Source organism: Vibrio sp. 1288, from assembly GCF_033344475.1.
On the sequence record NZ_JAWPOX010000044.1, the window covers coordinates 14,283 to 36,900 of the forward strand.

The window sequence follows — 22,618 nt, forward strand, 5'->3', positions numbered from 1 at the left end:
CGTTGAAAGAGGGAAATGCGATGACGCAAACCAATCAAGCTCCTTTAGTCATTAAGCTAGGTGGTGCAGCTCTATCATGCACTCAAACCTTAAGCCAACTGTTTGGTGCCATTGCGGCTTACCAAAAATCGGCACAGCGACAAATCGCCATCGTTCATGGCGGTGGCTACCTAGTTGATGAGTTGATGGCAAAGCTTCAGCTTGAAACCGTTAAGAAAAACGGTTTACGCGTAACGCCTTACGATCAAATTCCTGTGATTGCAGGCGCGCTTGCAGGCACTGCGAATAAGTTACTTCAAGGTCAAGCGATTGCGGACGGTCTTAACGCTGTGGGCCTTAGCCTTGCGGATGGTGGTTTGTGTCTTGTTGAAGAACTTGACCCAGAACTCGGCGCGGTAGGCAAAGCATCACCGGGTGACTCAGCACTATTACAAGCGGTGCTAAACACAGGTGCACTGCCGATCATCAGTTCAATTGGTTTAACCAAAGATGGCCAGATGATGAATGTGAATGCTGATCAAGCAGCAGTCGCGGTTGCGGGCGCATTAGATGCGGAGTTAGTCCTGTTATCAGACGTGAGTGGTGTATTAGATGGAAAAGGCCATTTGATCAAAACCCTGTCAGAGCAGCAAGCTAACTCGTTGATCGATGGACATGTGATCACCGATGGCATGATCGTCAAAGTTAAAGCCGCTTTGGAGGCCGCCAATGATCTTGGCCGTCCAATTGAAGTCGCGACCTGGCGTTACCCAGAAAAATTAGCACAGTTATTCGCTGGTGAAAGTATTGGTACTCAATTCTTGCCTCAATAAGCATCAGCAAAAGAATTCAATATTAGGAAGTCGTAGTTGGCACTGACCGCCGAGCGCAGCGCCAGTTAAGTTTGGAGAAAAAACATGAGCAAAGTGAACGTAAATAAAGTGGTAGTCGCATACTCAGGCGGTCTAGATACTTCAGTAATTATCCCGTGGCTAAAAGAGAACTACGACTGTGAAGTAGTGGCTTTCGTTGCCGATGTTGGTCAAGGTGCCGAAGAGCTAGAAGGCATTGAAGCGAAAGCAAAAGCCTCCGGTGCTTCTGAATGCTACATCGCTGACCTGAAAGAAGAAATGGTCGCAGACTACATTTACCCAACGCTAAAAACCGGCGCGTACTACGAAGGTAAGTACCTGCTAGGTACATCAATGGCGCGTCCAATCATTGCTAAAGCGCAGGTTGAAGTGGCACGTAAAGTGGGCGCGGATGCACTGTGTCATGGCTGTACAGGTAAAGGTAACGACCAAGTGCGTTTCGAAGGTGCATTCGCAGCACTAGCACCGGACTTACAAGTGATTGCACCTTGGCGTGAGTGGGACCTAGTGAGCCGTGAAGAGTGTTTGGATTACCTCGCTGAGCGTAACATTCCTTGCTCTGCGTCTCTTACTAAGATCTATTCACGTGATGCAAACGCATGGCACATTTCGACGGAAGGCGGCGTTTTAGAAGATACGTGGAACGCACCAAACGAAGACTGCTGGGTGTGGACTGTCGACCCAGAGCAAGCGCCAAATGAAGCGGAATACGTCACGCTGAAAGTAGAAAAAGGTGAAGTGGTCGAAGTTGATGGTGAAGCGATGACACCATACAACGCACTGGTTTACTTAAACGAGAAGGGCGCTAAGCACGGTGTTGGCCGTATCGATATTGTGGAAAACCGTCTTGTTGGAATGAAGTCTCGTGGTTGCTATGAAACACCGGGAGGCACCATCATGATGGAAGCGCTGCGCGCTGTAGAGCAGCTTGTGCTAGACAAATCATCATTCGAGTTCCGTGAGGAGCTAGGTCTAAAAGCGTCTCACCTTGTATACGATGGCCGTTGGTTTACGCCACTATGTAAATCGATCCTTGCTGCTTCAGAAGAGCTAGCGCAAGACGTTAACGGTGAAGTGGTTGTTAAGCTTTACAAAGGTCAAGCGACAGTCACGCAAAAACGTTCTGACAACAGCTTGTATTCAGAAGAGTTCGCGACTTTTGGTGAAGATGAAGTTTACGACCAAAGCCATGCAGGTGGGTTCATCCGTCTTTACTCGCTATCAAGCCGTATTCGTGCATTGAACAGCCAGAAGAAATAATCCCTTAACATCCATCTTGGATTGAATAAAGACCCGCCATTTATAGGCGGGTCTTTTGGTTTCTAAAAGCGGGTACCTAAATTTGTCTTGAATATATATGTAAAAATATTGAATTTATACTTTATTTTTTATCGAAATTGCCGTAACGTTGACCCATAAGAAAAAGTGAGCAAATGACCATCAAATTGGTTACTACTCATTCGAGAATGTTAGAGTAAGCAATAGTCATCAGGAGAGACGCAATGGCATTATGGGGCGGAAGATTTACCCAAGCGGCAGACACCAGATTTAAAGAGTTCAATGATTCGTTGCGTTTTGACTACCGATTAGCTGAGCAAGACATCGTAGGTTCAATCGCATGGTCTAAAGCTCTGCTTTCTGTTGATGTGCTATCGGCAGAAGAACAGCAAAAACTGGAACTTGCTTTAAATGAGCTGAAGTTAGAAGTGATGGAAGACCCTCACCAAATTCTTCGCTCTGATGCAGAAGATATCCACTCTTGGGTTGAGCAGCAGCTAATCAGTAAAGTGGGAGATTTAGGTAAAAAACTCCACACTGGGCGTTCTCGGAATGACCAAGTCGCCACAGACTTGAAACTTTGGTGTCGTCAGCAAGGTCAGCAATTGTTGATTGCTTTAGATCGCCTACAAGCACAAATGGTCCATGTTGCTAAACAGCACCAAGGCACCGTATTGCCAGGCTATACTCATCTTCAGCGTGCTCAACCTGTAACCTTTGCTCACTGGTGCTTGGCTTATGTTGAAATGTTCGAGCGTGACTACTCTCGTCTGAATGATGCGTTACAGCGTCTCGACACTTGTCCACTTGGCTCGGGTGCTTTAGCGGGAACGGCTTATCCGATTGATCGCGAACAATTAGCACATAATCTCGGTTTCCACCGTGCTACGCGTAATTCACTAGATTCGGTTTCAGATCGTGATCATGTGATGGAACTGATGTCGGTGGCGTCGATTTCTATGCTTCACCTTTCTCGTCTTGCAGAAGATATGATCTTCTACAATTCAGGCGAGTCAAACTTCATTGAGTTAGCGGATACGGTGACATCTGGTTCGTCATTAATGCCACAGAAGAAAAACCCAGATGCACTTGAGTTGATCCGTGGTAAGACAGGGCGTGTCTATGGCGCATTATCGAGCATGATGATGACAGTTAAAGCTTTGCCATTGGCGTACAACAAAGACATGCAGGAAGATAAAGAAGGGTTGTTTGACGCTTTAGATACATGGAACGACTGCATGGAAATGGCAGCTCTGTGTTTTGACGGTATTAAAGTGAATGGCGAGCGCACACTAGAAGCGGCGAAACAAGGTTACGCAAACTCGACGGAGTTAGCTGATTACCTAGTGGCGAAAGGCATCCCATTCCGTGAAGCTCACCACATCGTCGGTGTCGCGGTCGTTGGTGCTATTGCTAAAGGTTGTGCGCTAGAAGAGCTGTCTATCGAAGAGTTAAAAGCCTTCTCAGAAGTCATTGAAGCGGATGTGTATGACATTCTGACTATCGATTCGTGTTTGGAAAAGCGTTGTGCTTTGGGTGGTGTTTCGCCTCACCAGGTCGCTTACGCGGTAGAACAAGCGGATAAGCGCCTGAGCCAGCGTGACAGCTCGGCGGTGAAAGTGCGTCCTGCACGTTTGACGGACATTGAAACGTTGGAAGGTATGGTTGCTTACTGGGCGAACCTTGGTGAGAATCTTCCGCGCTCTCGTAATGAGCTCGTGAGAGATATTGGCTCTTTCGCGGTGGCTGAGCATCATGGTGAAGTGACGGGTTGCGCTTCTCTATATGTGTATGACTCAGGGTTGGCAGAAATACGCTCTCTTGGTATCGAAGCGGGCTGGCAAGGCCAAGGGCAGGGCAGTGCGATTGTGAACTATTTGGTTGAGAAAGCGCGCCAGATGGCGATCAAGAAAGTCTTTGTTCTAACGCGAACGCCTGAGTTCTTTATGAAGCAAAGCTTTTTACCGACATCGAAGTCATTACTGCCGGAGAAAGTTCTGAAAGATTGCGATCAGTGCCCACGTCAACATGCATGTGATGAGGTAGCGCTTGAGATCAATTTAATGGAGCAAGTGATCCAAAAAACGCATGTGGCATGAACTGAAGTTGTGGAGTGATTTTATTAGCATTCAATGACATAGTCATTTTCCTGTTTACTTACATCAGTATTCGCTAAAAAAATCGAAAAAATTTGGAACCTTTGAGAGGAAGCCCGGTCTATTAAAGTACCACTGCTTTTTCTTAGAAGAATCTAAGAGAGCCCCAGAACTGACATTGGTTTTGGGGCTTTTTTCTATCTGTCACTTTTCTCTTTTTTATTGGCCTTTTTTTGTCCCTTTCGACGTTGCCAAGGCAAGATGACAAAACGCATCCATAAGTGTAGAAACAATAAAACGTTGAAAGCGAAGCCGGCAAAGATCAAAGCGATCGACTCGATGCTTTGTGGATCATCTTTGAGCGTAAACCACCACACAATCCAACACAGTACAGAAAGTACCGTCAATTGATCCAAGCATCGTTGGCAACGTCCAAGTTTTTTCCAAAACCAATGTTCCTCGCAGCGGCGACAAGTCATAGTGTTTTCCAAACCATTAGTGTTGCTTCAGATTATATATCTAACTAAATGGTGGAAAGCGTTTCTTACACGGGCTTAGAGCGCCATGACACAACCAAAAATGGAAAGTTAGCTTTGTAAAAGCTTTGTGGCACGTAATTGATGTATGGTGCGCTGTCAGTCTTTAACAGGAAATATAATGATGTCGACAGAGTTGAAACTTGCGCTAAGTATCGCTGGAGGGTTCTTTATGATCGGTGTTGTCGCGATTTGTATGGTTAGCCGCTATGCAATGATGGCAGCGTAAGAGAGATTTCATTGCGCCAAAGTAGTAAAGCAAAGCCTCGTTGATGATGAGGCTTTGCTTATATTTAGATAGAAGCCTGAAAGCGTTAGCAGCCAGGGCCGCAGTCAAGACAATGTTTCACCATTTCTGGCCCTAAGTGTAGTTTTGCATTCAAATCACGTAGAGCGGTGCGGACGCCTTCTTCAATCACTGGGTGATAGAAGGGCATATCTAACATCTCAGAAATCGTCATCCTATTTTGGTGCGCCCACGCTAAAAGGTGCGCAAGATGCTCTGCATTCGGGGCCATCATTTCTGCACCTAAAAAACGTCCAGTGCCTTGCTCTCCGTAGACATGCAGAATGCCTTTATTACGAAGCATGACGCGCGAACGTCCTTGATTTTCAAACGAGACTTCACCGGTTGCGAAACATCCACATGTGCCTAGACGTGTTTCTAGTTGTTTATATGTTTCGCCAACCATAGCAATTTGAGGGTCGGAGAACACGGCTGAAATTGGTGAGCGACGCAGACCCGCACGAATATCTGGGAAACGGCCTGCGTTGTCTCCAGCAATACGGCCTTGGTCAGCGGCTTCGTGCAGCAGTGGAATTTGGTTACTTGCATCACCTGCGATGAAGATGCTCTCTACCGAAGTTTGCAATGTGTAGTGATCCGCCGTTGGTACGCCACGTTCATCGAGAGCCACATTGGTGTTCTCGATCGCCAGCTTATCGACGTTTGGACGACGACCCGTTGCAGCCAATACGTAATCGACAACGAAAGTTTCTAATTCGCCATCATGGTTGATGAATTGGATTTCGACCTTGTCTTCGCCGTCATTGTCTGACGAAGCAATGCGTTTCATGCTTTCGACTTTTACATCTGCATCAAGGTAGAACTCTTCCTTAAAGGCTTTATCTGCATACGCCATCACCTCTGGGTCTGTCAGTGGGCCCACTTGTCCTCCAATGCCAAAGAGCTTCACGTTTACTCCTAGGCGGTGTAAAGCCTGACCCAATTCAAGGCCGATGACTCCTGGGCCAAATACTGCCACGGACTCTGGTAAGTCATCCCAGTCAAATACATCATCGTTAATCACTAGGCGATCACCCAGTTCATTCCAAGCTGCCGGATATGCTGGACGAGATCCTGTCGCAATAACAATGCGCTGTGCGGTGACCTGAGTATGATCATCTATGATGAGAGTGTGGTCATCGGCAAACTTCGCGTAGCCCGATAGTTTGTCTTCAGCGGGAATATCATCGACACTTTCAAGCACAAAGCCAACAAAACGATCGCGTTCGCGCTTTACACGATCCATAACTTCTCGTCCGTTAATTCGTACTTCACCTTGCGGGTGTATCCCAAATCCAGGTGCTTTTTCGATTTGATGAACACTTTCTGCTGCCGCAATTAACAGCTTAGACGGCATGCATCCGACACGAGCACAGGTTGTTCCGTAGGGACCGCCCTCAATCATTACCACGCTGTTGGTATGAGCTTTTGCTGCTCGATAAGCACCAAGACCAGCCGTCCCGCCACCAATAACCGCTACGTCGACATTAACTTGTTTCATCGTGAACTCTCGCTTTTGTTTTAAGCCAAGCTAGCTACATTGAGCTTGGAGAGTGAATTGGATAGTTGAATCTGGATAAGTAGTCACCTTATTGGTAGATGACTACTTATCTAGACTAGTAGAAGAAGTGGTTTAGGGTTGGCCTCCGAGCCAAAAGGCACCGGAGACCGAGGGTGTAGGCTATGGACAGCTTAGCCTAGATACGCTTCTAGCTCTTCGCTACCGCCGATGTGCTTGCCACCGATAAAGACTTGTGGAACAGTCGTGCGACCAGATATAGCTCGTAGACTAACTGTTGTTGCGTCTTTACCCAGAATCACTTCTTCATATTGAAGACCGTGGTCAATCAGATTTTGTTTCGCTTTCATACAGAAAGGGCAGCCTGGTTTAGTGAACACAGTGATGGATTCTTGCGTTTTGTAGTCAGGCGCTATGTAGTTCAGCATCGTATCTGCGTCTGACACCTTGAATGGGTCGCCTGGTTCGTTTGGCTCAATGAACATTTTTTCCACTACGCCATCTTTTACTAGCATGCTGTAACGCCATGAACGTTTGCCAAAGCCGATGTCGTTTTTATCCACTAACATACCCATGCCATCGGTGAATTCACCATTACCATCCGGGATGAAGGTAATGTTTTCTGCTTCTTGGTCTTGTTTCCATGCATTCATCACGAACGTATCATTGACCGAGACACAAATAATCTCATCCACTCCGTGCTCTTTAAATACAGGGAACAATTCGTTGTAACGAGGTAGATGGCTTGATGAACAGGTTGGAGTAAATGCACCCGGTAAGCTAAATACGATAACGGTCTTACCTTTAAATAGCTCATCGGTCGTTACATTCACCCAAGAGTCACCTTGACGAACTGGAAAAGTAACTTGAGGGACTTGTTGACCTTCTTTAGATACAAACATAATGATTTCCTTTAACTATTTTAAATTATGCGTATAGAGCTTAGCGTTTTTCGTCGCTCTGTTTCGTTTTGTTGAGCCCATTATTGTAAAAATCCTTTGATAGCTCTAATCGTTTGGTGTTATGGTTTTGATAGGTATTAGCTATTGTTAAAGAAGCGAAGCGTGAAGTATGAATATTCGAGATTTTGAGTACTTAGTTGCACTTGCGGAACATAAGCACTTTCGCAAAGCGGCAGAGGCATGTTTTGTTAGCCAGCCAACATTGAGTGGGCAAATTCGTAAACTAGAGGACGAACTCGGGACCACGCTTTTAGAGCGAAGCAGCCGACGTGTTTTGTTTACCGATTCAGGGTTACAGCTGGTGGAGCAGGCTAAACGCATCTTAAGTGAAGTGAAAACCTTCAGAGATATGGCAAGCGGTCAAAGCGGAGCCATGACTGGACCGATGCATATTGGTTTCATCCCGACGGTTGGGCCTTATCTACTACCCAAAATTCTGCCGCAGATAAAAGAAGCATTTCCTGAGCTGGAGCTATTTCTGCACGAAGCTCAAACACATCAATTAGTGCGTCAATTGGAAGAAGGCAAACTAGATTGCTTAGTTTTAGCTTCGGTTGATGAAACTGCGCCATTTAAAGAGATCGAAGTGTATCAAGAGCCATTAAGTGTCGCAGTGCCATGTGACCACGAGTGGGCCTCTCTCGACCATGTTGATATGTTGGAGCTGAATGGTAAAACCGTTTTAGCGTTGGGAGACGGCCACTGTCTGCGAGATCAAGCGTTAGGTTTTTGTTTTGCCGCTGGTGCAAAAGACGATGAGCGTTTTAAAGCCACCAGCTTGGAGACGTTACGCAATATGGTTGCTGCCGGTGCGGGGATTACGTTATTGCCTCAGCTTTCTATCCCTAATGAGAAGCAAAAAGATGGCGTATGCTACGTACCAGCTGTTAACCCAACACCCTCGCGTAATATCGTTCTCGTATATCGTCCGGGCTCACCATTACGAGCTAGGTTTGAAGCTTTAGCAGCGAAGATTAAAGAGGTGTTGGCTTCTTATCCATCATTGAATGCTGCAGCATAAGAAGCAGACATAAAAAAGGGAGAGCTTGATGCTCTCCCTTGTGCTTTTGTGATTTAGAACAGTTCTTCTGCGCCAGAGCCTGAAGAGTAAATACTATCTTCTAAACGGTCGCCAGCGTATTCGGTAGGCTCCGTGCCTTTTTCAAAGTATTCGAACATTGATGTGCTATCTACCTTGTGCGTTAGCATACCGCTGTTGCGATCAATACGAACTCGAATAATATCCTCTGGAATATTTTTACCTTGCTCCGGCGTCCCTTCTAGCGCAACACGCATGAAGTCAATCCAAGCAGGCTCTGCGGTTTTCGCACCCGACTCGGCACCAGAAATTTGGCCTTGCCCTAGGTTGCTGTTAACAGTGGTGCGGCCAAGTGCACGTGAGTGATCATCAAAGCCAACCCAAGCTATCGCAACGACACCAGGTCCATAGCCATTGTACCAAGCATCCTTGGAATCATTCGTTGTACCCGTTTTACCCCCGATATCACGACGACCAAGTTTTTGCGCGCGCCAGCCTGTACCATTCCAACCTGTGCCTTCACGCCAGTTACCGCCACCCCAAATGTTGCTGTACATCATCTCACGCATTAAGAATGCATTCTGTTCGGAGATAACTTGCGGTGCATATTGAGGTTCATCATTTTCAAGGGCATTGTCTGTTGCAAGGCCGTCAATTGCGACGTCTTGTTCGCCAAATTCATCAGCGTAGCGATTTTCTGGCTGCTCGCTCATTTGTGGACAATCCTTATGACAAACACTCTTTGGATTGGCTTTAAACAGTACTTCACCGAATGCATCTTCCACGCGTTCTACATAGAATGGTTCAACGTAATAACCACCGTTTGCAAACACAGAGTAACCTTGTGCCACTTTCATTGGTGTTAAGCTGCCAGCTCCGAGTGCGATGGTCTCAGAGCGTGGTACTTGGTTAATATCAAAACCGAAACGAGTAAGGTACTGACGTGTCTCCTCGAGGCCAACTTCACGGAGTGTACGTACTGCCATGACGTTTTTTGATTGAGCTAAGCCGAGGCGAAGACGCGTTGGACCACCATAAGTCGGTGGTGAGTTTTTTGGTCGCCAAGCTGAACCAGAACCTGCATCCCACTTGTTAATCGGCGCATCGTTAATCAAAGTGGCTAGAGTCAGTCCTTTGTCAATTGCTGCCGAGTAGATGAAAGGCTTGATACTTGAACCAACCTGACGCACTGACATGGTTGCACGGTTAAACTTGCTGTGAACAAAGTTGAAACCACCAACCAGCGACAATATCGCGCCATTTTCTGGGTTCATCGCAACAAACGCGGTGTTTGCTGTCGGCACTTGGCTCAGTTTCCAGCTCAGTGTTGTGTTGTCATCTTCATCGGTTTCACTTACTTCGCGAACCCAAACTTGTTGACCTGTCGCTAGCACATCATGCGCTGACTTTGGTGTTGAGCCTTGGCGGTTATCGGTAATGTACTTACGCGCCCAGTGCATTCCAGTCCAAGGGATGGTTTGCTCTTCATGGTTCTTAACCCATACTTGCGCCGTCTTATCATCGACTTTCGTCACAACCGCAGGGTAAAGGTCACCATAAGTTGGCTGTTTCTTCAGGTGCTTTTCTATTTGCTCATTGCCCCAGGCTGCTTCCCCTTCTTTCCAAAGCACACTTTCTGCACCACGGTAGCCATGACGTTCATCGTATGACAAGAGGTTATTTACCGCAGACGTATTTGCAGCATCTTGCAGTTTAGAATCCACAGTCATGTAGATATTCAAGCCAGAGGTGTAAGCTTCTTCTTCACCGTACTCTTTTACTGCCCATGCACGAGCCAACTCTGCTACGTAAGGCGCTGAAAGCTCAATTTCAGCGCTATGATAACGCGCCACAATAGGTTCATTGCGTGCTTCGTCATACTGCTCTTGTGTAATGTATTTCTCATCAAGCATTCGCATTAATACAACGTTACGGCGTTTTGTTGCGCGCTCAAGAGAGTAAATTGGGTTCATGGTTGATGGCGCTTTTGGCATACCAGCGAGTGTTGCAATCTCACTTAACGTCAATTCATCAAGGCTCTTGCCAAAATACACTTGAGCGGCAGCACCAAAGCCATATGAGCGGTAACCAAGGAAGATTTTATTGACATAAAGCTCCATGATTTCTTGCTTACTTAAAAGCTGCTCAATATGGATAGCAATAAAAATCTCTTTAATCTTACGCATGATCTTCTTCTCATTAGATAAGAAGAAGTTACGAGCTAGCTGTTGCGTAATCGTACTTGCACCCTGTTTAGCCGAGCCTGAAACCGCAACAACAACAGCTGCACGAGTGATGCCGATAGGGTCGATACCGGGATGCTCGTAGAAACGGCTATCTTCGGTTGCGATGAGCGCGTGAATTAAGTCTTGAGGAATTTCGTCATAAGTAACAGGAATACGACGCTTTTCACCGAACTGTGCGATCAGCTTCCCGTCTTGACTAAACACCTTCATAGGTGTTTGTAATTCAACGTCTTTTAGAGTTGCAACATCTGGCAATTCAGGCTTCACGTACTGATAGAAGCCAAATATTGTGGTGACTCCAAGAATTATGCAAATCAATGTTAAAAATAATAAACGCTTTATGAACTTCACCGGAGAATCCCTGATTGGTTGAGGCTGTGTAACGGCAAACCCTTGTACTCTTAGGTCAAAAATTTAGCACATAAGAGATATTAACTCTTATTTGGATGCTAATAACAACCTTTGCACGAAGAAATTTCGGAGCGAGAGTAAGAGATGGATAAGCTAATCGTTACCGGCATCGATATAGGCCATAACAGCCTCAAAGCCGTAGTACTTAAACCCACAGGCAACAATTACGCTCTGTTGGGTTACAAAGAAATATTACTAAAGGAAGGTATTGTCGCTGAAAATAACACCATAAATCATCAAGAAATTGTAAAGACCCTCAAGCAGATAAAAAAAGAACTGCCTTTTGGTGCTAAAAAAGTTGCGATTTCAGTTCCTGATAACTCGGTAATTAGCAAGAAACTGCAAATAGAACAAAATCTTGAAGAGAGTGAAGTTGAGTTTGCAGTGATACAAGCCTTTTCTCATCAATCGCCATTCCCTGTCGAAGAGCTGAGTTTAGACTTCGTTCGTCTTCTCGCGGAGGGCGGGCAGAGTGGCAGTGATAGCTATCAAGTGTTTGCGACAAGAAAAGATGTGGTAGAAGGCCGAGTCGATGCATTACAAAAGTCCGGACTAAAACCTGTTTTAGTGGACGTGCATTCGCAAAGCCTTGGTCATATCTGGAAGCTCACCGCCGATCGCTTTCCTGACAAAAACAAATACTGCTTACTCGATATTGGCACCTTATCGAGCTCCTTCACCATGTTTACCGAACAAGGTGAACTGTTTCACAAAGAGTTTGCTTACGGCACACGCGGAGTAAACAGCGCTTCTCCAGTCGATTTTCTGTCCGATGATGCTCAGGAGAAAACAGAGCTGTTTAACCGTCAAATCGTAGAGCGAGTAAAGCGCCAGATGCAGCTCTATACCTCAATCAATGGCTCACAAAACATCAAGGGTATCTGGTTATCAGGGGAAGGGGCCTCCACTCCCATGCTCGCAGAGGAGTTGTCTCAACAATTGTCGTTAGAGTGTGAATTGCTAAATCCGCTAGGGCTATTTGAGATGAAGGTGTCTAAGCGTAAGCGTCGCGCTGTGGATTGGCAGCATTTCTCAACAGCAGCCGGACTGGCCGTTCGTGGCATTCATTGGCTAGGAGGCGCCCGTGCTTTATCGCATTAATTTACTTCCTTGGCGAGAGAATCAAAGAGAAGAGCACCGACGTCGTTTCATCAGTTTGGTCGCATTAGGCATGTTGGTCGCTGTTGGCATCCAGTGGGGTATTGGAAAGTTTTTTGAGTACCAACAAGATCAACAACAGGAGCGGCTCGATTACCTCACTCACTACATTGCCGAACTCGACCAGCGTATTGAAGCAATGAAAATTGCAGAGCAAGAGCACAGCAAAATCCTTGAACGTCTAAAGGTCGTTGAAGGTTTACAAAACGGACGAAACAAAACGACCGAGTTCATGAACTTAATGCCTGCCGTTATCCCTGAAGGTGTATATGTCGACAAGATCAAAATGAATGATCTGGAAATTGAGATCTCTGGGATCTCAGATAGCACTCCAAAACTTGCCACGATGCTGGACAACATGGAGCGCTCGGCCAAGTTGAACGACGTAGAAATGCATTCCATCGTTCACGGCAAAGCCCGTTTTGGGAAAGAGTTTCAAACATTCAAAATGTCTTTCATGTTCAAAGTAACGGAGAAGAAATTGGAGGCTCAACGTGGTTGATTGGCAGGATCTCGAAATAGATGAAATGGCCGAGTGGCCATTGTTGCCCCAGATTGTAGTAATCGCGCTTCTGATCATGGTGATTCAAGGCTTAGGTTATTGGTTTTACCTTAAACCGAAAGACGAACAGTTGAATCACTTGATTCAGCAGGAGCAGACACTCAAGGTGGCATTGAAGATCAAAGCGAACAAAGTGGCAGCGTTGCCTCAGCTTCAATCTCAATTGGATGAACTTACCACCCGTTACGAGTTATTACTGCAGCAACTGCCTGCGCAAAAAGAGCTGGCTACAATGCTCGCTTCAGTGAATGAACTTGGCATCGACAATAAGCTGACTTTCACCCGAATCGACTGGGGCGAAAAACAATCAGAGCACTTCCTTTATCGTCTCCCTTTAAACATAGAGTTAACGGGCGACTTTCATGACATAGGCCATTTTTCTCAGGCGATAGCGACGCTACCTCGAATCATCACGTTTAAAGATGTGACTTGGCAACGTGTCAGCCAAGAGAGCGAAACCCTGCACTTTCGGGTGCGCGCTAACACCTATCAGTTTAAGCCGGAGGAGACGAAAAATGACAAGTAAGTCTTTGTTGCTGGTACTGATGGGTTCTCTATTGATGGGCTGCCAGGCGAATGATGAATCATTGACGGATTTTATTCGAGGAGTGGAAACACAGGCGCGTCGAGAGGTCGAGAAGCTTAAGCCCGCAGACAAGTATGTTGCAGTCACGTACGCACCGGAAGTACAGCGTGCACCCTTTGAATTACCCAAAGAAGCCACCATCGCGACTCAGCCAGTTGTAAGAAAAGATTGTTGGCAACCGCCCTCAAGAAGGCGAACTGGCAAATTAGAAAAATTCCCATTAAGCCAATTACGTTTGAAAGGTGTCATGGGCATGGATAACACGGTTTCTGGCCTCGTTCAGGCTCCCAATGGCACCGTCTATAAAGTTAAGCCGGGTCAATACCTCGGACGCAATAATGGCAAAGTGACCCATGTCAGCCACTCCTATTTGTTGATTAATGAAACGTTGCCCGACGGCTTAGGATGTTGGCAAAAACGTAAAGTTAAGTTGGCTTTGAGATAGCCCCGTTTATTTTTGATATTGAGTAATGAAAATGAGACAAGGATTAACACGTACACCAAGGATACTTACTGGGCTCTTCTCCTTATGGTTGTTTGTATTTTTAGCCCCTTTAGCGGCAGCTGAAGAAGTTTCGTCCAATGCCCTAAAAAGTATCGACTTTCGAACTAATAAAGATAAAGACGCCGTGATTGTCGTCGAATTGGCGTCACCGGCCGCGATTGTAGATATCAAGCGTGTACAGGAAGGGTTAAGTATCGATTTGCTTAACACTTCAGTAAAAGACGAGCAATTGTATCTCCTAGACGTGAAAGACTTTTCGACTGTGGTTGAGAGCGTAGAAGTGTTTCGCGACACCTCGACGACGCGCTTGGTTGCGCACATCAATGAAGAATACATGCATGATTACCGTTTAACGGGGCCTTTTTTGGAAATCAAAGTAGCGAAGATCAAACCCAATGAGAAAGCCCCAGATAAAAGCATTTTAGAAAGAGAAGGTAAGCTTATTTCGATTAACTTCCAAGATATTCATGTGCGAAACGTCTTGCAGCTTATTGCTGATTACAACCAATTCAATTTGGTTGTCTCCGACTCTGTAGAAGGCAACCTCACGCTTCGTCTTGATGGTGTCCCTTGGCAGCAAGTGCTGGATATTATTTTGCAAGTTAAGGGGTTAGATAAGCGTGTTGATGGCAACGTGATTTTAGTTGCTCCGACTGATGAGTTGGACTTGCGTGAGAAGCAGCAGTTAGAAAAACAAAAACTTACGGAAGAAATGGGAGAGCTTTCATCTGAAATCATCAAAGTTAATTTTGCTAAAGCATCAGACATTGCGGAGATGATCAATGGAGAAGGAAATATCAGCATGCTGTCAGAGCGCGGCAGTATGACCATTGATGAGCGAACTAACTCGTTATTGATTAGAGAGTTACCTGAAAACATCGAGGTGATTCGAGAAATTATTGAGTCTTTGGATATTCCAGTTAAACAGGTTCAAATTGAGGCGCGTATTGTGACCATCAATGAAGGTAACATGGACGAGTTAGGGATTCGTTGGGGTTTTACGTCTATTAATGGCAGTAATACAGTGGGCGGTTCTATTGAGAACAACCTCGCCACGATCGGTCTCTATAATGGAGAAGGGGGTGATGACGGTGGTGACGGTGATGGAGTAGGGATCGATGACTTCCTAAATGTAAACTTAGCTGCAACCAGTCCGAATGCCACCAGCATTGCTTTTCAGGTCGCAAAGTTAGGTTCAGACACCTTGTTGGATCTTGAGCTTTCTGCTCTGCAACAAGAGTCTAAAGCTGAGATTATCTCGAGCCCACGTTTGATCACTACCAATAAGAAACCTGCCTATATCGAACAAGGTACAGAGATTCCTTATCTTGAGTCATCATCAAGTGGTGCAACGACGGTGACGTTCAAAAAGGCGGTATTAAGTTTGAAGGTAACCCCGCAAATCACACCGGATAACCGCTTAGTATTGGATTTAAGTGTCACGCAAGATAGACCTGGACAAGTCGTGAAGACAGGCACTGGTGAAGCTGTTGCGATTGATACTCAACGTATCGGGACGCAAGTGTTAGTGAATAACGGTGAAACGGTCGTTCTTGGTGGTATTTTTCAGCACAGCATTACTAACTCGGTGGACAAAGTGCCTTTGTTGGGCGATCTTCCGCTATTAGGTGCGCTTTTTCGTCGAAGTTATGAAAATGTTGGTAAAAGTGAGCTGTTAATTTTCGTCACGCCTAAGGTGGTGATTCAGTAGTTCTGTCTCGGGAAAAACTGATTAAATCAAAAATAAAGTTGCAATAGTGGCACCATGCTTGGATAATTTCGGGTCTTATCACGAATTATCTGTGAGGAACTGGTGCCACAAGCCTTGTAGAACAGCAGTTTAGCTGTGTTTTCTTGTGGCGATCTTATTGAATCAATGTTGTAAATTACTGCTAAACATGGCTGAGAAACGTAATATTTTCCTTGTTGGCCCAATGGGCGCCGGCAAAAGTACAATTGGTAGACATCTAGCACAGCAACTGCATATGGAGTTTGTTGACTCCGATACAGTGATCGAAGAACGCACTGGTGCAGACATCTCTTGGGTTTTTGATGTAGAAGGTGAAGAAGGCTTCCGCAAGCGTGAAGAAGCGGTACTTGAAGACCTAACACAAGAGCAAGGCATCGTGCTTGCGACTGGCGGTGGCTCTGTTAAGAGCAAAGAAAACCGCAATCGTCTTTCGGCACGTGGTGTTGTTGTTTACTTAGAAACGACGATTGAAAAGCAACTTGCGCGTACAAACCGCGACAAGAAGCGTCCTTTACTTCAAACGGATAACCCTCGCGAAGTACTGGAGCAATTAGCTGAAGAACGTAATCCTTTATATGAAGAAGTAGCGGATTACACTGTTCGCACTGACGATCAAAGTGCAAAAGTGGTAGCCAACCAGATCGTAAAAATGCTAGAAGAGAGATAAGTCTTTATCTTTTTTTTAATTGGAGCAAACCGATGGAACGGATTACGGTCAACCTAGCTGAGCGTAGCTACCCAATCTCTATTGGCGCCGGGTTATTTGAGGACCCGGCGTACCTCTCTCAAGTTCTCTCAAACAAAAATGCAAAACAAAAAGTTGTTGTGATCAGTAATGTCACAGTGGCACCTTTGTATGCAGACAAAATTTTAAAGCAACTCGAGCAGCTCGGTTGTAGTGCATCCTTGTTAGAATTGCCTGACGGTGAACAGTACAAAAACTTGGATGTATTTAATCAAGTAATGAACTTCTTACTGGAAGGGAGTTATGCTCGTGATGTTGTGATCATCGCGTTAGGTGGTGGTGTTATTGGCGATCTTGTGGGTTTTGCGTCTGCCTGTTACCAGCGTGGGGTCGACTTTATTCAAATACCGACCACATTACTATCCCAAGTGGACTCTTCGGTTGGTGGAAAAACCGCGGTTAACCATCCGTTGGGTAAGAACATGATAGGCGCGTTTTACCAACCTAAAGCAGTGATCATTGATACCAACTGCCTGTCGACGTTGCCTGAACGTGAGTTCGCTGCGGGTATCGCCGAAGTCATTAAGTACGGCATTATTTACGATGCAGATTTTTTTGTATGGTTAGAAGACAATCTTGAGCGCTTGTATGCGTTGGATGAAGAAGCACTAACTTATGCGATCGCACGTTGCTGTGAAATAAAAGCGGAAGTGGTGGCTCAGGATGAGAAAGAGTCGGGCATCCGTGCTTTGCTTAACTTAGGTCACACCTTTGGTCATGCGATTGAAGCGGAACTTGGCTATGGCAATTGGCTGCATGGTGAAGCGGTATCTTCCGGCACTGTTATGGCGGCCAAAACGTCGCATCTACGCGGTCTGATCTCGGAAGAGCAATTTGAGCGTATTGTTGCGATTTTGCGTCGTGCAAAACTGCCTGTGCATACTCCAGACAGTATGAATTTCGATGACTTCATCAAGCACATGATGCGAGATAAGAAAGTCCTCTCTGGTCAATTACGATTGGTTTTGCCTACAGGCATTGGCACTGCCGAGGTAATTGCTGATACGACACAAGACGTACTCAAACAGGCAATAGACTTCGGTCGCGATATTTAACCTTGTAATGGCGCCTTTGGGCGTCATTCTTGTAGTGTATTAAGGTTATTAGATGAGTGTTGCTCACGTACTGGAATTAGATTCTCAAATCGAGTTGCTTGATAGATTAGGTCTACTGACTAACTTTGGTTCCAATCTCATTGCGATTAATGGTCATGATGGGTACGGGAAATCTTGGTTAGCGCAGCGATACCTTGAAGTGGGTGCCAGTAACAAGAATCAATGTTTGTTACTTTGTCATTCTAATCAAGACGATGTGCAGCATCGCGTCCTTATTTTGAGTCAACTGGTTTCAGACGCATTGTTTAATCAGCAAGAGCCTTTACTTGATAGCCTTGAAAGGCTTTTAGGTGATGAGGCGTGTGACATTGCAATTGTTGTAGATGATGCGCATTTATTGAGTGAGACACTTATCTCTGAGCTTTGGATGCTGGTCTTAGAGGCGCACCATAAGCCAAATTGGACCATCAATGTCTTACTGTTTACACAGTCTGGACGTTTAGACGGTTTGCTAGCACGTCTCAGTTATGGACAAGAGATAAAGCCTGTTGAGCTTGATATTGATATGTTGTCCGAAGTGGAAGCTCGTCGTTTCTTTGAGTCACTTGTTGCGCGCTACGTCGATGATGAGTCTGAGAAACGGGTTCGAGATGCATTTAAAAAAGTCGACCCAGTACCGGGTGACATCATGGCGTTAGGAGAGATGAAAGTGGAAAAAAGGATCATTATCCGCTCGATTGTCGGTTCACCCCTGAATATTGCGTTGGTGGTATTAGTCTTACTGTTGCTTGCTGCTGGTGGCTATTGGTGGATGCTTAGTCAACCAAGTCCTGATGATAAAGCGCAGCAAATTGCTGGCAGTTTAGAGCAAACGGCTATTCCAACTTTTGAAGAGTCAGGAGTCAGTGCAGCGCAGTCTTCACTGCAACCTGTAACCGATGGCTCTAGCAGTCTTGATAAGTCTGGTGCGGTTGATGATTCTGATTCATTACCGCCAGCTGTGACAGAAGAAGTAGCGAGCGTAGGCAGTGATGACAATCAACAAAGAGTGGTGATTGAGTCGAATGTGGTCGATGCATTGCTTGAAGGTAAAGCTGATTCAGCAGACACAAAAGCGATTGATGATGTCGTAGGTACTGAGAAGACAGAAACCGCCGATGAAACTAGCTCCCCTTTGATTAAAGTCGTAAAACCGAATCAAGATATGACGCAAGCACCTGCTCAGTCAGAAGAGGGTGAGGCAAACCAACCTGTTGTGAAGTTTTCATTTGCTCGTGAAGAACTAAAAGCGCTATCGCCAAGAGCTTATACTTTACAACTCGCAGCTATGACCTCAATGGAAGATGTACAATCCTTTCTCAATGAGCATCAACTGAATAATCAAGTGCGAATTTATCCTACCGTTCGTAATGACACCGAGTGGTATATCATCACATATCAAGATTATCCGACAATTCAAATGGCTCGTGATGCCGTCGCAAGCTTGCCAGATTCGGTTAAGTCGGTGAGTCCTTGGGCAAAATCACTCCGTCAGGTTCACCGTGAAATTGAACGAGTGAAATAAACCTGAGCTTCCCTGAAAAATATGTTACATTCCGCAGCCTTAATTTTTGGTCGATAGATAGAGCAGTAGATGAAAAAGCAACGAGCCTTTCTTAAATGGGCAGGAGGAAAATACGGACTGGTTGAAGACATCCAACGTCATTTGCCGCCGGCTCGAAAGCTAGTTGAACCTTTTGTTGGTGCGGGCTCAGTGTTCCTGAATACCGATTATGACCATTATCTACTTGCAGATATCAATCCAGATTTGATCAATCTGTACAACCTGCTGAAAGAACGCCCTGAAGAGTATATCTCTGAAGCGAAGCGTTGGTTTGTCGCTGAGAACAACCGCAAAGAAGCCTACCTACACATTCGCGCTGAATTTAATAAAACCGATGACGTGATGTACCGCTCTTTAGCGTTTTTGTACATGAACCGCTTTGGTTTTAATGGCCTATGCCGTTACAACAAAAAAGGTGGCTTCAATGTACCGTTTGGCTCTTACAAAAAACCGTATTTCCCTGAGGCGGAACTGGAGTTTTTTGCAGAAAAAGCCAAAAAAGCTACGTTCGTTTGTGAAGGTTATCCTGAAACATTTCGTCGTGCGCGCAAAGGGAGCGTCGTGTATTGCGATCCACCTTATGCGCCGCTTTCAAATACGGCAAATTTCACCTCATACGCAGGTAATGGTTTCACGTTGGACGACCAAGCTGCATTAGCCGACATTGCTGAAAGAACAGCGACTGAACGTGGCATTCCTGTGTTGATTTCTAACCACGACACTACCTTGACACGTCGGTTGTATCACGGTGCGGATCTTAATGTGGTAAAAGTAAAGCGTACCATTAGCCGTAATGGTAACGGTCGTAATAAAGTTGATGAGCTACTTGCGCTTTTTCATGCCCCAGACATGGATAAATCAAACTCTTAATTCTCACACTATTATATCTAAATAGTGGATCTCCCCACTGGCTTCGGTAGAATTGCGCGCAGATTGTTTGCTCATTACTACTGAGGTCAGGTATGAAAGATTTTCTTATTGCTCCATCCATTTTATCGGCAGATTTTGCTCGTCTCGGTGAAGATGTAGAAAAAGTACTCGCAGCGGGTGCGGATGTGGTGCATTTCGACGTTATGGATAACCACTATGTACCAAACCTGACTTTTGGTGCGCCTGTGTGTAAAGCACTACGCGATTATGGCATCACAGCGCCAATCGATGTTCACCTAATGGTGAAACCCGTTGACCGTATTATTCCTGATTTCGCAAAAGCGGGTGCGTCGATGATTACGTTCCATGTAGAAGCTTCTGATCATGTAGACCGTACACTGCAGTTAATTAAAGAGCACGGCTGTCAGGCTGGTGTGGTACTAAACCCAGCAACGCCACTTGCAAGTCTTGAATTTATTATGGATAAAGTCGACATGATTCTACTGATGTCGGTAAACCCTGGTTTTGGTGGTCAATCATTCATTCCTCATACACTAGATAAACTGCGTGCCGTTCGTAAGATGATTGACGAGTCTGGTCGTGATATCCGCTTAGAAATCGATGGCGGTGTGAAGGTTGACAACATTCGTGAAATTGCAGAAGCGGGCGCAGACATGTTTGTTGCAGGCTCGGCGATTTTCGGTGAGCCAGATTACAAACAAGTGATCGATCAAATGCGCGCTGAACTGGCTGAAGTTAAATAAGCACCGATAAGCCAGCGCAATAACACGCTGATTTTAAAGGCTGCCAGCTTGTTGGCAGCCTTTGTATTTTCTAGTATTAGAAGAAATTAAATATCCACTGCGCTGAGCAAATAATCACTTGCCTATTTTACGCCCTTTCTGTACTATTCGTGCTCCTTAAACTCAGTCAATTATCTTTAGTTCCTTGCTTCCTCTGGACGACTGAGCCATTTGTGGAAGCTGAATAATCCGTAAGGAGCAACCAATGCGTCATTACGAAATCGTATTCATGGTGCACCCAGATCAAAGCGAGCAAGTTGCTGGCATGATCGAGCGTTACACTGGTTCAATCACTGAAGCTGGCGGTAAAATCCACCGTCTAGAAGACTGGGGCCGTCGTCAACTGGCTTACCCAATCAACAAGCTTCACAAAGCTCACTACGTTCTTATGAACGTTGAAGCTGACCAAGCTGTAATTGATGAGCTAGAAACTGCTTTCCGTTTCAACGATGCAGTTCTACGTAACATGATCATGCGTACTAAAGCAGCGATCACTGAGCAATCTATCATGCTTAAGCAAAAAGAAGAGCGTGCTCCACGTCGTGAAGAGCGTTCTGAAGCTAAGCCTGAAGCTAAGTCAGAAGCTGCTGAGTAAGTTTTCTTATGGCCAATCGAATGGAGCTGAGCGGCACCATTGCCAAACCGCCCATTCGTAGTAAAAGCCCTGGTGGCATTGAACACTGTCGGTTTTGGCTGGAGCATCGCTCTACTATTATCGAAGCTGACTTACCTCGACAAGTTTATTGTCGTATGCCGGTAGTCGTCAGCGGGCTTGGGTCACAAGCACTAACTCAGAATTTAGTTCAAGGCAGTAACATTAAGGTAAGTGGTTTTGTCACTTATCAAACCGGCCGAAATGGCGTGGGAAAATTAGTGTTACACGCCGACAACATTACTCAAATTTAAGATCAGGAGATAGCCCATGGCTCGTTTCTTCCGTCGTCGTAAATTCTGCCGTTTCACTGCAGAAGGCGTACAAGAGATTGATTACAAAGACGTAGCAACTCTTAAAAACTACATCACTGAAGCTGGTAAAATCGTACCTAGCCGTATCACTGGTACAAGCGCTAAGTACCAGCGTCAACTAGCACGTGCTATCAAGCGTTCACGCTACCTAGCTCTACTACCGTACACTGACAAGCATCAGTAATCGGTTCATTTTATTAAGAAAGAGGATTAAGCAATGCAAGTTATTCTACTTGATAAAATTGGTAACCTAGGTGGTCTTGGCGATACTGCAAACGTTAAATCTGGCTACGCTCGTAACTTCCTTATCCCACAAGGTAAAGCAGTTATGGCAACTAAAGCTAACGTTGAAATGTTTGAAGCTCGTCGTGCTGAACTAGAAGCTAAAGTTGCTGAGCAACTAGCTGCTGCAGAAGCTCGCGCAGAGAAAGTTAACGCTCTAGAAGCTGTAGTTATCGCTTCTAAAGCTGGTGACGAAGGCAAACTATTCGGTTCTATCGGTACTCGTGACATCGCTGACGCTATCACAGCTGCAGGCGTTGAAGTTGCTAAGAGCGAAGTTCGCCTTCCTGAAGGTGCTCTACGTACAACTGGTGAGTTCGAGATCAGCGTTCAACTTCACTCTGAAGTTTTCGCAACTGTGAACCTACAAGTTGTTGCTGCTGAGTAATTCAGTATCAAGACGAAATACTAAAAAGCACCTCCTTGGAGGTGCTTTTTTTATTTTTCAGCCCTAAACCACCTACTTCAGTAGGTGGTTATCATCCGTTTCGGCTTTGCCTGTAAAACTA

22 protein-coding genes are annotated in these 22,618 nt (G+C 45.5%); 18 read left to right on the forward strand and 4 right to left on the reverse strand.

Features of this window, described 5'->3' with window-relative positions; translation table 11 throughout:
- The first annotated feature begins 20 nt into the window (after positions 1 to 20).
- The 3 genes from argB to argH all read left to right on the forward strand — a co-directional run bounded on the left by argB (position 21) and on the right by argH (position 4,228).
- Positions 21 to 812 carry an acetylglutamate kinase gene (gene argB / locus R8O11_RS22090; protein ID WP_005381333.1) on the forward strand — a complete coding sequence of 264 codons (792 nt, stop codon included), beginning with the start codon at positions 21 to 23 and terminating at the stop codon, positions 810 to 812.
- A gap of 84 nt (positions 813 to 896) precedes the next feature.
- Positions 897 to 2,111, forward strand: a complete 1,215-nt coding sequence (locus tag R8O11_RS22095; RefSeq protein WP_017821738.1) for an argininosuccinate synthase — start codon at positions 897 to 899, stop codon at positions 2,109 to 2,111.
- A gap of 242 nt (positions 2,112 to 2,353) precedes the next feature.
- Positions 2,354 to 4,228 carry an argininosuccinate lyase gene (gene argH / locus R8O11_RS22100; RefSeq protein ID WP_005381331.1) on the forward strand — a complete coding sequence of 625 codons (1,875 nt, stop codon included), beginning with the start codon at positions 2,354 to 2,356 and terminating at the stop codon, positions 4,226 to 4,228.
- A 194-nt stretch (positions 4,229 to 4,422) separates the two neighbouring features.
- Here the strand turns inward: argH and R8O11_RS22105 are convergent, their stop codons facing one another.
- From R8O11_RS22105 to R8O11_RS22115, 3 genes are all read right to left on the reverse strand, one after another.
- On the reverse strand, positions 4,423 to 4,704 hold the full coding sequence (locus R8O11_RS22105; protein ID WP_025768083.1) for a DUF3624 domain-containing protein: 282 nt from the start codon (positions 4,702 to 4,704) through the stop codon (positions 4,423 to 4,425).
- A gap of 371 nt (positions 4,705 to 5,075) precedes the next feature.
- Positions 5,076 to 6,548, reverse strand: coding sequence for a dihydrolipoyl dehydrogenase (locus R8O11_RS22110; protein ID WP_318194434.1), 1,473 nt, complete (start codon positions 6,546 to 6,548; stop codon positions 5,076 to 5,078).
- Positions 6,549 to 6,739: 191 nt separating this feature from the next.
- Positions 6,740 to 7,468, reverse strand: coding sequence for a redoxin family protein (locus tag R8O11_RS22115; protein WP_005382781.1), 729 nt, complete (start codon positions 7,466 to 7,468; stop codon positions 6,740 to 6,742).
- 169 nt (positions 7,469 to 7,637) lie between these two features.
- On the opposite strand from R8O11_RS22115, the gene oxyR reads away from it, so the two are divergent.
- Positions 7,638 to 8,549 (forward strand): DNA-binding transcriptional regulator OxyR, encoded by a 912-nt coding sequence (gene oxyR / locus R8O11_RS22120; protein WP_005381326.1) that lies wholly within the window; start codon positions 7,638 to 7,640, stop codon positions 8,547 to 8,549.
- Between the two features lie 53 nt (positions 8,550 to 8,602).
- Here the strand turns inward: oxyR and R8O11_RS22125 are convergent, their stop codons facing one another.
- Positions 8,603 to 11,164: a penicillin-binding protein 1A gene (locus R8O11_RS22125; protein WP_025768081.1), complete on the reverse strand. Its 2,562-nt coding sequence runs from the start codon at positions 11,162 to 11,164 to the stop codon at positions 8,603 to 8,605.
- 144 nt (positions 11,165 to 11,308) lie between these two features.
- On the opposite strand from R8O11_RS22125, the gene pilM reads away from it, so the two are divergent.
- From pilM to rplI, 14 genes are all read left to right on the forward strand, one after another.
- Complete coding sequence (gene pilM, locus R8O11_RS22130; RefSeq protein ID WP_318119255.1) at positions 11,309 to 12,325, forward strand: type IV pilus assembly protein PilM; 1,017 nt, start codon at positions 11,309 to 11,311, stop codon at positions 12,323 to 12,325.
- Positions 12,309 to 12,884, forward strand: coding sequence for a PilN domain-containing protein (locus R8O11_RS22135; RefSeq protein ID WP_318194435.1), 576 nt, complete (start codon positions 12,309 to 12,311; stop codon positions 12,882 to 12,884). The genes pilM and R8O11_RS22135 overlap by 17 nt, the downstream gene beginning before the upstream one ends.
- On the forward strand, positions 12,877 to 13,470 hold the full coding sequence (locus R8O11_RS22140; RefSeq protein WP_005381322.1) for a type 4a pilus biogenesis protein PilO: 594 nt from the start codon (positions 12,877 to 12,879) through the stop codon (positions 13,468 to 13,470). Before R8O11_RS22135 ends, R8O11_RS22140 begins: the two co-directional genes overlap by 8 nt.
- A complete protein-coding gene (locus R8O11_RS22145; RefSeq protein WP_318194436.1) occupies positions 13,460 to 13,975 on the forward strand; it encodes a pilus assembly protein PilP in 516 nt (171 codons plus the stop codon). Before R8O11_RS22140 ends, R8O11_RS22145 begins: the two co-directional genes overlap by 11 nt.
- 25 nt (positions 13,976 to 14,000) lie before the next feature.
- Positions 14,001 to 15,746 (forward strand): type IV pilus secretin PilQ family protein, encoded by a 1,746-nt coding sequence (locus tag R8O11_RS22150; RefSeq protein ID WP_318194437.1) that lies wholly within the window; start codon positions 14,001 to 14,003, stop codon positions 15,744 to 15,746.
- Between the two features lie 187 nt (positions 15,747 to 15,933).
- The gene (aroK, locus tag R8O11_RS22155) at positions 15,934 to 16,452 is read left to right on the forward strand and encodes a shikimate kinase AroK (protein ID WP_005381319.1); all 519 of its coding nucleotides are present in this window, start codon (positions 15,934 to 15,936) and stop codon (positions 16,450 to 16,452) included.
- 32 nt (positions 16,453 to 16,484) lie between these two features.
- A complete protein-coding gene (gene aroB, locus R8O11_RS22160) occupies positions 16,485 to 17,585 on the forward strand; it encodes a 3-dehydroquinate synthase (protein WP_005381318.1) in 1,101 nt (366 codons plus the stop codon).
- A gap of 52 nt (positions 17,586 to 17,637) precedes the next feature.
- On the forward strand, positions 17,638 to 19,149 hold the full coding sequence (locus R8O11_RS22165) for an SPOR domain-containing protein (RefSeq protein ID WP_033907307.1): 1,512 nt from the start codon (positions 17,638 to 17,640) through the stop codon (positions 19,147 to 19,149).
- A 69-nt stretch (positions 19,150 to 19,218) separates the two neighbouring features.
- Positions 19,219 to 20,058, forward strand: coding sequence for a Dam family site-specific DNA-(adenine-N6)-methyltransferase (locus R8O11_RS22170; RefSeq protein WP_005381301.1), 840 nt, complete (start codon positions 19,219 to 19,221; stop codon positions 20,056 to 20,058).
- A 92-nt stretch (positions 20,059 to 20,150) separates the two neighbouring features.
- Positions 20,151 to 20,822, forward strand: coding sequence for a ribulose-phosphate 3-epimerase (rpe, locus tag R8O11_RS22175; RefSeq protein ID WP_005381300.1), 672 nt, complete (start codon positions 20,151 to 20,153; stop codon positions 20,820 to 20,822).
- Positions 20,823 to 21,066: 244 nt separating this feature from the next.
- The gene (gene rpsF / locus R8O11_RS22180) at positions 21,067 to 21,456 is read left to right on the forward strand and encodes a 30S ribosomal protein S6 (RefSeq protein ID WP_005381299.1); all 390 of its coding nucleotides are present in this window, start codon (positions 21,067 to 21,069) and stop codon (positions 21,454 to 21,456) included.
- 8 nt (positions 21,457 to 21,464) lie between these two features.
- Complete coding sequence (gene priB / locus R8O11_RS22185) at positions 21,465 to 21,767, forward strand: primosomal replication protein N (protein ID WP_005381298.1); 303 nt, start codon at positions 21,465 to 21,467, stop codon at positions 21,765 to 21,767.
- A gap of 16 nt (positions 21,768 to 21,783) precedes the next feature.
- Positions 21,784 to 22,011, forward strand: a complete 228-nt coding sequence (gene rpsR / locus R8O11_RS22190) for a 30S ribosomal protein S18 (protein ID WP_000090472.1) — start codon at positions 21,784 to 21,786, stop codon at positions 22,009 to 22,011.
- Between the two features lie 33 nt (positions 22,012 to 22,044).
- Positions 22,045 to 22,497, forward strand: a complete 453-nt coding sequence (gene rplI / locus R8O11_RS22195) for a 50S ribosomal protein L9 (RefSeq protein WP_005381278.1) — start codon at positions 22,045 to 22,047, stop codon at positions 22,495 to 22,497.
- Positions 22,498 to 22,618: the final 121 nt, after the last annotated feature.

Bases quoted from the DNA above. Each gene is read 5' to 3' on its own strand.
- rpsF (WP_005381299.1), top strand. From the start codon at position 21,067: ATGCGTCATTACGAAATCGTATTCATGGTGCACCCAGATCAAAGCGAG.
- rpsR (WP_000090472.1), top strand. From the start codon at position 21,784: ATGGCTCGTTTCTTCCGTCGTCGTAAATTCTGCCGTTTCACTGCAGAA.
- argB (WP_005381333.1), top strand. From the start codon at position 21: ATGACGCAAACCAATCAAGCTCCTTTAGTCATTAAGCTAGGTGGTGCA.
- argH (WP_005381331.1), top strand. From the start codon at position 2,354: ATGGCATTATGGGGCGGAAGATTTACCCAAGCGGCAGACACCAGATTT.
- rplI (WP_005381278.1), top strand. From the start codon at position 22,045: ATGCAAGTTATTCTACTTGATAAAATTGGTAACCTAGGTGGTCTTGGC.
- R8O11_RS22115 (WP_005382781.1), bottom strand. From the start codon at position 7,468: ATGTTTGTATCTAAAGAAGGTCAACAAGTCCCTCAAGTTACTTTTCCA.
- oxyR (WP_005381326.1), top strand. From the start codon at position 7,638: ATGAATATTCGAGATTTTGAGTACTTAGTTGCACTTGCGGAACATAAG.
- aroK (WP_005381319.1), top strand. From the start codon at position 15,934: ATGGCTGAGAAACGTAATATTTTCCTTGTTGGCCCAATGGGCGCCGGC.
- R8O11_RS22165 (WP_033907307.1), top strand. From the start codon at position 17,638: ATGAGTGTTGCTCACGTACTGGAATTAGATTCTCAAATCGAGTTGCTT.
- pilM (WP_318119255.1), top strand. From the start codon at position 11,309: ATGGATAAGCTAATCGTTACCGGCATCGATATAGGCCATAACAGCCTC.
- priB (WP_005381298.1), top strand. From the start codon at position 21,465: ATGGCCAATCGAATGGAGCTGAGCGGCACCATTGCCAAACCGCCCATT.
- R8O11_RS22095 (WP_017821738.1), top strand. From the start codon at position 897: ATGAGCAAAGTGAACGTAAATAAAGTGGTAGTCGCATACTCAGGCGGT.
- R8O11_RS22105 (WP_025768083.1), bottom strand. From the start codon at position 4,704: ATGACTTGTCGCCGCTGCGAGGAACATTGGTTTTGGAAAAAACTTGGA.
- aroB (WP_005381318.1), top strand. From the start codon at position 16,485: ATGGAACGGATTACGGTCAACCTAGCTGAGCGTAGCTACCCAATCTCT.
- R8O11_RS22110 (WP_318194434.1), bottom strand. From the start codon at position 6,548: ATGAAACAAGTTAATGTCGACGTAGCGGTTATTGGTGGCGGGACGGCT.
- R8O11_RS22150 (WP_318194437.1), top strand. From the start codon at position 14,001: ATGAAAATGAGACAAGGATTAACACGTACACCAAGGATACTTACTGGG.
- R8O11_RS22145 (WP_318194436.1), top strand. From the start codon at position 13,460: ATGACAAGTAAGTCTTTGTTGCTGGTACTGATGGGTTCTCTATTGATG.
- R8O11_RS22170 (WP_005381301.1), top strand. From the start codon at position 19,219: ATGAAAAAGCAACGAGCCTTTCTTAAATGGGCAGGAGGAAAATACGGA.
- rpe (WP_005381300.1), top strand. From the start codon at position 20,151: ATGAAAGATTTTCTTATTGCTCCATCCATTTTATCGGCAGATTTTGCT.